Consider the following 7,634-nt stretch of genomic DNA (forward strand, 5'->3'; position numbering starts at 1 on the left):
CAACCCCCTCACCAGAGCCAACCTCAGGCCCAGACCCACTCCCCGAGCCAATGCCAGACCCCTTCCCCGACCCAGAAGGAACGTCCGGTCCCTCCACCGAGGTCTGCGGCGTCGGCGTGTTGAGGTGGTTCGTGTCCAGCACCGGTGGCGGGCGGTTGTCGCCTGGGCCGCCATTGGTGTTGGGACCGCCGAATTGGTTGCCGAATTCTTGGGCGTAGTGGTGGGCCATCCCGCCGATGATTGAGCTGGAGAAGGTGGCGAAGGGGTTGAAGCCACCGCCACCGACCATCATGGTGAACAGGCCCTCGAAGAGGGTTTCCGCCAAGCCTGACAGGGTTTCGCGGCTGAGCAGGTTCTTGTTGATGTTCGGGTAGAGCTTGCCCCCGATCATGTGCATGCCGCTGACGCCCGCGCCGATGAAGGCGCCGCCGGCGAAGGCCATGGCCAGGTCCTTGTAGTCGATGCCCTTGCGGTTGCCTTCGAGGATCTGGGTGACCTGGGCGGCTGCGCTCTGCCACAGCTCCTCGAGGCCCTCCTCCAACGCTTCCCAGGCCAGTCTGGCGAGTTGGTTGCGCAGGCGCTGCTGGAGGAAGTCGATAAGCGTTTTGACGATTTCTTGACCGATTTTGATTAAACCGGGAACCGCTGCTGCGCCGAAGCCCGAGGCCATCGCAATCGCGATTTCGACTACCTGGGTGAAGGCCGCGATGACGATGTTGTACTGGGTGGATTCCGAGTCCAAGGCGAACTGGTACGCCGCCTCGCCCAAGGCGTTGGAGATGTTGCCGCCGGCCGGGACATTCTGGGTGATCCCCTGCTGATACTGCATGAACGCGTCGGCGGCGGGGCCGTTGAGGTTGTTGCTTACCGCATTGCCCAAGCCGGCCGTGGCGCCCATGCCGCCGAGCAACGTACTTGTGAATTGGTACAGCTCATCGCCCATCGCGCGCAGGGCGGTGGGGTCGGCCTTGGGGAATTCCTCACCGACCCCATAGAGGATGAGGTCGTACGCCCATTGCCACTCTGGGTCGTTGGGAATGTGAAAATCGGGCATTGTGGTACGGCGGCGCCCCTACTGGCCCGGAATCAGCGGAATGGGCGTGCCGTCGGGGTTGAAGCCCAGGTACATCGGCTGGTAACCCTCGGCAAGCGGGTCGACGTCCGGGTTTTCCTTTACCACCACGAACTGGCCCCCTCCCGCGTCGAGCGGCTGTCCGTTCGCACCGGTCACCTCGGCGCCATTGACCGGCGTAATGGAGTCGTAGCGGTTGGCGTCCACGCGGGTGGTGCCGTCCGGTAGCGGGTTGAGCGCCTCGAGGCGGTAACCCTCGGGCAGCGGCTCGCCGCCGATCTGAGCTCCGAAATAGTCGACGCGCATCAGGTGCGACGAGGTCATCATGCCTACCGGCGCGGCTCCCGGCATCCGGGCAGGCAACGTGGGCTGCAGCGGCTCCAGGCCGGGGCTGGCCGGCACGCCGGGAGTGGTGGGCTGCAGCGGCTCCAAGCCGGCGTCGGCGGGCCTGGCGAGCATGCGCCTGGCCTGTAGCGGCTCCATTTCGAGGTCGGTGACCTCGCCGCGAGTGTCCACCGTTTCGCCATTCGGCACACCTGCGGCAGGTACGCGTGTACGGACCTCGCGGGTGATCGGGCCGGATTCCAGGATGCCGGCGCGCTCGCTTTCCTGCGTGGGCTGGGCCGGCCGGAGAACCCGTTCCTGGGTGGTCATGGCGCGCATGACCCGCAGGGGCTCGCCTTGCTGCGTACTGTCCACTTCTCTCCTGGTGGCGGACAATGGCGTGGCGGGCAGCGTGGACTCGAAGTTGGCGGCCATTTTGTGCCCGGCCTCGGCGGCCTGATCGTCGGCGTCGCGGTAGGCCTTGCCGCTTTCTCGCAAACCTTCAGCGGTGTAGTTCAGGGTGCCCTTGACACCGCCGATGAGCTGCTCGAGGTTGTCCATCCCACCCAGGAACTTCTTCGAGAACTGGGTGCCCATGTCATCGTCGCCCCAGCTGTCGGCGTACCGATCGCGGAGTGACTGCAATTGCTCCAAATACTGCTGATACAGCTGTACGTGTTCGGCGTAGGTGTCACCGACCTGGCTGACACCCTCCGGGTTGACCCACAGCCGGCCATGGGGAAGCGTCATTGGGCGGCCCGTCCCATACCGAGGATTTCGCGGACGCTGGTTGCCATTCTCGGCTCGGCCGGCAGATAGGCGTCGGTTCCCGCGGTGCCGCGAACGAGCGCATTGGCGTCCATGCCGTCCGGAAGCATTGGGGCGAGCACCGTGGCCGCCTGGGCCATGACGCTTTCCTTGGCCTCGGCATAGGTCGCCATGATCAAGTCGGTGAGATCGGCCGGAGTGAGTCTTTTGTGGGCACCGCTGGGGAATTTGACGTCGGTCAGCACGCCGTTCTGGCCCACCGTGACGCTCACCTCACGCCGCGGTGATGTGGCGGTGGCGCTCAGCTCTTTCATCCGCTGTTGCATCTCGGTGAGGCTGTTGCGCTGGCGCTGATATTCCTCGAACAGGCTCTCGATGCGCTCGTTGAAGTTCATCGGCACCGCTCCCTCCACGTCAGCATCCAGTGAAAATGGCGGTTCGGGCGAGCGGAAGTGCCGAGCTGATTTCCGGGTGGAAACGTGCAGCGGGCGCTTCCCCCGTACCGCTTGACGGGCGAAGCCGTGCAATCTTGCGCCGACGTTCGGACATCTGGGCCGTCAGGGGTTGTTATGCGGTACGGCCATGCCTGAACACTCTTGCTGCGAAGCGAATGGCCCGACGTGAGGAGTTCGGCTGTGACCATGCCAACCGTTAGCACTACCGAACAGGGCATGCAGCGTGCTGCCCAGGAGTTCTCGGACAAGGCCACCGAGTTCACCAGCTCGTTGCAAGCCGTCAACGGCCAGATGAGCGTTCTGCAGTCGTCGTGGACGGGACAGGCGTCGAACGGCTTCAACCAGGCGATGGACAGCTGGGAGAGCTCTTTCCAGAAGGTCATCAACGAGCTCATCAACATGCTCGACGTCATGGGTGTGACCACCAAGGGTTACGTCCAGGCGGAAGACACCGCCGCCAGCACCGCCAGCTCTTTCGGTGCCGCGCTGCCGGGCGTCTGAGCCTCGGTTCTTCCCTTTCTCCGCCCCTTTACGACCCGCTGATCAGGAAGGACCGAAGGTGTCCAACTATACGTTCGACTTCAACCAGGCCGACGCGGTGCTGACCGATATGAATCAGATCAACACCCGCATCAAGTCGGCCCTGGAGCAGATGGAGCAGACGGTTGAGGCCAGCCTCGCCGACTGGACCGGTGCCGCTCAGCAGCAGTACTACGTCTCCAAGGCCAAGTGGAACCAGTCGGCCAACGAGATGTCGGTCTACCTGGAGCAGGCTCGCCTGACCCTGCTGCAGATCTCCGACAACTACGGAACCACCGAGCAGCGCCACGCGCAGATCTGGAACGACGTCCGCGGCGGCTGAACTACCGCCGGGCCGGTCATCGCGTCGCGTGGACGCTGGTGGCCGGCCTGTTCTCACCCCTCGGCCCGGAGCGCTCACCTACCGGGCCGCTGGGCTTTCCGGCGTCCGGCATCGGAAATGGATTGAGGCTCCATGAGCATCGACTTCGGTTACCCCAACGACGAAGCCATCGACAAGATCGGCGTCCTCGCCGACCACGACAAGTCCCTCGGCCATGACGCCGGCTGGACCCGGTCGGTGATCAAGAAGATCGAAGCGGACATCATGAACAGTCCGCAGCACAAGGAAAGCACCGGCGGCAGCTTCGATCGCAGCGACTACGACCAGGACGAGCTGGCCGCCTGGGACTGGTACCGCAGCGACGTGGTCGATACTGATCACTGGGAGTCGCTGGTGAAGGATTACAAGGCCGACGTCACCGACGAGAGCAACGTCAAGCCCGACGGTTACAACGGCGACAAGCAGTACGTCCCGTACACCGAGCCCAAGGTCGAGGGTTCGAACGTTCCGTACAGCGGCTCGAACAACGCCAACAAAGAGCTCGCGGTGAGCACGGAAGCGCTCAAATACTTCGCGAACCAGATCGACGCAATTGTGAAAGACGACGGCACCGGAATGCTGACGGATGCCCGTAACAAGCTGAAAGCCGTGCAGATGAAGCCTGGCGGTTTCGCCAAGGCGGAGGTGCTGCGGCAGAAAATCGACGGTGTCAGCGCCAACGACGCCGGCCTGCGCGGCGATTCGATGGGCATGCTGCTCGCCGTTCAGGAAGCGCTGCTGGCGGTGAAGAGCGGCCTGCTCAAAATGGCCAACGAATACGAAAAGGCCGAAGACTTCAACAGCATGACCGCCGAGCAGCTCACCAACAACATGGACGGCGCCTGGGGCAAGATCAGCGACGTCGGTGACTACGGCCAATCCAGCGGCACCACTGCGGGCGGTAAGTAATCCGGGATTGAACCCGGTGGTCGTTGTTTTCGTGAAGGGGAAGCCTCATGGCTGCTGATCCGAATCCGTGGTCAAATTCGGCGGAGAAGGAAGCAACATTCGTTCCGTCGACCATCTCCACGAGCGACCTCACCGACTACAAAACGTGGGCCGAGGAGGACCGGGGCTGGCGTAAGCTGCTGGCCTCGGTCACCGGTGGCGCCGCGCTGGCCACGGCCGATGGCCAGGCCGCAGCCGCCGGCATGGTCAGCCCGCAGTCCGTCATGGACGGCTCTGCCGCATTCCAGCAGGCGTATCTCACGGTCAAGTTCCTGGAAGACTTCGTGCGTAAACAGACGCACGCCATCGCCGGTGAGGACAAGGCTTGGCAGGGCACTGCGGCTGACGCGTTCATCGCCAAGATGGACTACTTCGCCGACTACCTGAAAGCCCAGGGCGAGCGCATTTCCGGGGTCGACGGCACCGGCGGGGCGAACTCGATCCCCAACCAGCTGTACAAGAGTGCCAACTACCTCGGCTGGGCGCAGGAAGCCATGCACACGCTGGACACCGGCTGGGCGGGTATCGCATCCGCAAATGGTGTCGGCGGCAAGGACGGCATGGTGTCCATCAGTGGCACCGAATACGAAAAGCCGATGGCCCGTCAGATGGCCCAGGTCGTCGAAACGCTGGCCTCGCAATACGACTTCACGTACAGCTCGGTGACCCCGCCGGACGGCACCGGCCAGCCGCCGGTGAAGCCGCCGCCCACTCCGGAAAAGCCGGACCTGAAGAACCCCAACCTGCCGAACAACCCCAACAATCCGAACCCCAAGGGTCCGGACATCCCGAAAATCAACACGCCGGAGATCAAGAATCCGGAGCTGAAGAACCCGAACAACCCGAACATCAACAATCCGAACGTCCCCAATGCTCCGAACAACCCGAGTGCCAACGCGCCGAAGCTCAACGGGCCGAACGCGAACACGCCGAACGCCAACATGCCGCAGTTCAACGCTTCGGGGCCGGGCAGCGGTGCGAGCGTACCGAATGCCAAGGCCCTTTCCGTTCCTGAAGTGAATGCGCCCGGCAGCGGTGGAGGACTTCCCGGCGGCGGCCCCGGATCGGTCAGCGGCTTGCCAGGCTTGGACACCAATGTGCCCGGAGCAGGTGGCGGCGGACCGTCTTCGGTCACCCCGCCGGTGCTGCCCGGCGCTCCCGGCTCGACCGGCTTTGGCGCGCCGAACTCAGACTCGACCAAGAGCCCGGCAGGCTTGTCCGCCAAATCCGTCAAACCGCCCACCATTCCGGACGCGCCGGGTGCGGGCGACGGTTTCGGCGGTGCAGGTTTGGGCTCGGGCAGCCCGAGTGGGTTCGATGCTGGCGGTCTTGGCGCCGGCAGTCCGGGTGGGCTCGGCGGTGGTCTTCCGGGTGGGCTCGGTGCAGGTAGTCCGGGCGGGCTTGGTTCGGGGCTGCCTTCGGGCGTCAAAGGCATCGACATCCCGGAGATCACTCCGCCCGGCGCAAGCGGCACGCTGCCCGGCAGCGCCGGCGTAGGCGGCGGCATGCCCATGATGCCAGGTGCGGGCGGTGGGTCAGGTGCGGGCGGCGCCGCGCCGGGCATCCCGGAAACCCCCGACGCGAACGGCTTGCTTGGCGGCAACAAGGACGATTGGAAGCCCGGCGGCATCGCAGGTGCCGAAATTCCCGATGCGCCCGGTGGTACGGCGGCTGGTGGCTCCGGCCTGAAGGACTTCCAGCCGCCCTCGCTCACGAGCCCCCCGTCCGGTTCGATGCCCGGTGGCGGAATGCCGGGAATGCCGGGCGGCGGCAGCGGTCTTGGCGGCGGCAGTGGCGCAGGCATTCCGGAGAAGCCCGACGCGAACGGCCTGGTCGGCGGCGACCTGAGCGATTGGGCGCCGGGCGTGGGCGGCGGTGTTGATGTTCCCGACGCTCCTTCCGGGACGTTGCCCGGTGGTGCCGGTTTGGGTGCCGGCATGCCCACCATGCCGGGTATGCCGGGCGGTGGTAGTCCGAGTGGGGCGAATGGTTCGGGTATTCCGGAAAAGCCCGACGCTAATGGACTTGTCACCGGTGACGCTGATGCTTGGCAGCCTTCCGGGGTTGGCGGCGTTGACGTGCCGGAGGCTCCCGGCGGGGCGCTGCCTGGTGGTGCCGGTTTGAGTAATGGGGAGTCGCCTTCGGTGGGCGCTCCGCCTGTCGGCTCTGGCTCCCTGCCCGGCTCTGGCTCGCTGCCCAGTTCTGGGTCGTTGCCTGGCGCGGACTCATTGCCAGGGGCTGGCGCTTTGCCCGGGGCTGGCTTGCTGCCAGGAGCTGGCGTGGGTGCGGGCATGCCGACTATGCCGGGTATGCCGGGCGGTGGCAGTGGCGGACCGGGTGGGGCGAATGGTTCGGGTATTCCGGATACGCCGGACTCAAACGGCTTGATCGGTCCCGATGTCGATGCTTGGCAGCCCAGCGGGGTGGGTGGCGCGGACGTGTCCGCTGCTCCCGGTGGCACCGCCGCCGGTGGCGCGGGCTTGTCCGTCCCCGAGGTGCCGGGGGTTCCGAATTTGAGCGGCGCCGGAGACCTTGGTTCCGGAATGACGGGCGTTGAATCTCCGAGCGTCCCGGCCTTCGATTCCCCCGGTACGGAGGAAAGCGCGGCTGGCACAGCACCTGTTGCTGGCGGGGTGCCCGTTGGTGCAGGCCTGCCGACTATGCCGGGTATGCCCGGTGGTGGCGGCGGTCCTGGTGCCGGGGGCAGCGGGATCCCTGAGGCTCCGGACGCGAAGGGGCTGGTGGACGGCGATCCGGACGCCTGGAACCCAAGCGGCGTTGGCGTTGATGTGCCTGACGCGCCTTCGGGCACGGCTGCGGGTGGGGCGGGGCTCAGTGGCTCGACGGGGCCCGAGGTAACCGTGCCTGACTTGGGGGACATGTCGGGCGCTGGTGAGGTGGATCTGCCGGAAGCCGGCGGGTTCGAGGCGGGCGGCGTTGACGGGCCGGGCGGTGGCGTCGGGGCTCCTGAGGGGGGCAGCTTCGCTGGTGGGGGCATTCCTGGGGCTGAGGTTGGCGGGGACTTCTCCGGCACTGAGCGGCCCGGCGGGGACTTCTCCGGCGCTGAGGGGCCCGGCGGGGCGGAGGCTTCGGGGGGCGGGGTTGAGGGGGGCGCTTCGGGCGTACCGGGGGATGGTTCTCCTGGAATGGCTGGGGGGGGACCGGG

The 7,634-nt window shown here is 66.0% G+C and carries 7 protein-coding genes; 4 read left to right on the forward strand and 3 right to left on the reverse strand.

The genetic code is table 11. The annotated features are described in order from the left end of the window. The 3 genes from TFC3_RS37735 to TFC3_RS02460 all read right to left on the reverse strand — a co-directional run. Nucleotides 1–1,054, reverse strand: a 1,054-nt coding sequence (locus TFC3_RS37735; RefSeq protein WP_201787112.1) for a hypothetical protein, incomplete at its 3' end; no start/stop codon positions are given. An 18-nt stretch (nt 1,055–1,072) separates the two neighbouring features. Further along, nucleotides 1,073–2,146: a WXG100 family type VII secretion target gene (locus TFC3_RS02455; RefSeq protein ID WP_067494986.1), complete on the reverse strand. Its 1,074-nt coding sequence runs from the start codon at nt 2,144–2,146 to the stop codon at nt 1,073–1,075. Beyond that, on the reverse strand, nt 2,143–2,559 hold the full coding sequence (locus TFC3_RS02460) for a YbaB/EbfC family nucleoid-associated protein (RefSeq protein ID WP_067505805.1): 417 nt from the start codon (nt 2,557–2,559) through the stop codon (nt 2,143–2,145). Before TFC3_RS02460 ends, TFC3_RS02455 begins: the two co-directional genes overlap by 4 nt. Before the next feature lie 240 nt (nt 2,560–2,799). Here TFC3_RS02460 and TFC3_RS02465 point away from each other — a divergent pair, with 240 nt between their 5' ends. From TFC3_RS02465 to TFC3_RS37740, 4 genes are all read left to right on the forward strand, one after another. Next, nucleotides 2,800–3,120, forward strand: a complete 321-nt coding sequence (locus TFC3_RS02465) for a WXG100 family type VII secretion target (protein ID WP_067494989.1) — start codon at nt 2,800–2,802, stop codon at nt 3,118–3,120. A 58-nt stretch (nt 3,121–3,178) separates the two neighbouring features. Then, entirely contained in the window at nt 3,179–3,481 is a 303-nt protein-coding gene (locus TFC3_RS02470; protein ID WP_067494991.1) for a WXG100 family type VII secretion target, read from the forward strand. Between the two features lie 132 nt (nt 3,482–3,613). Continuing rightward, the gene (locus tag TFC3_RS02475; protein WP_067494996.1) at nt 3,614–4,429 is read left to right on the forward strand and encodes a hypothetical protein; all 816 of its coding nucleotides are present in this window, start codon (nt 3,614–3,616) and stop codon (nt 4,427–4,429) included. A gap of 47 nt (nt 4,430–4,476) precedes the next feature. Beyond that, on the forward strand, nt 4,477–7,634 hold a 3,158-nt coding region (locus tag TFC3_RS37740; RefSeq protein WP_161952518.1), incomplete at its 3' end, for a hypothetical protein.

It is taken from the genome of Actinoplanes sp. TFC3 (assembly GCF_001553785.1).
Classification (GTDB): Bacteria; Actinomycetota; Actinomycetes; order Mycobacteriales; family Micromonosporaceae; genus Actinoplanes.

Excerpts from the sequence above, each read along its gene's own strand:
- TFC3_RS02455 (WP_067494986.1), bottom strand. The coding sequence starts at position 2,146 with ATGACGCTTCCCCATGGCCGGCTGTGGGTCAACCCGGAGGGTGTCAGC.
- TFC3_RS02460 (WP_067505805.1), bottom strand. The coding sequence starts at position 2,559 with ATGAACTTCAACGAGCGCATCGAGAGCCTGTTCGAGGAATATCAGCGC.
- TFC3_RS02475 (WP_067494996.1), top strand. The coding sequence starts at position 3,614 with ATGAGCATCGACTTCGGTTACCCCAACGACGAAGCCATCGACAAGATC.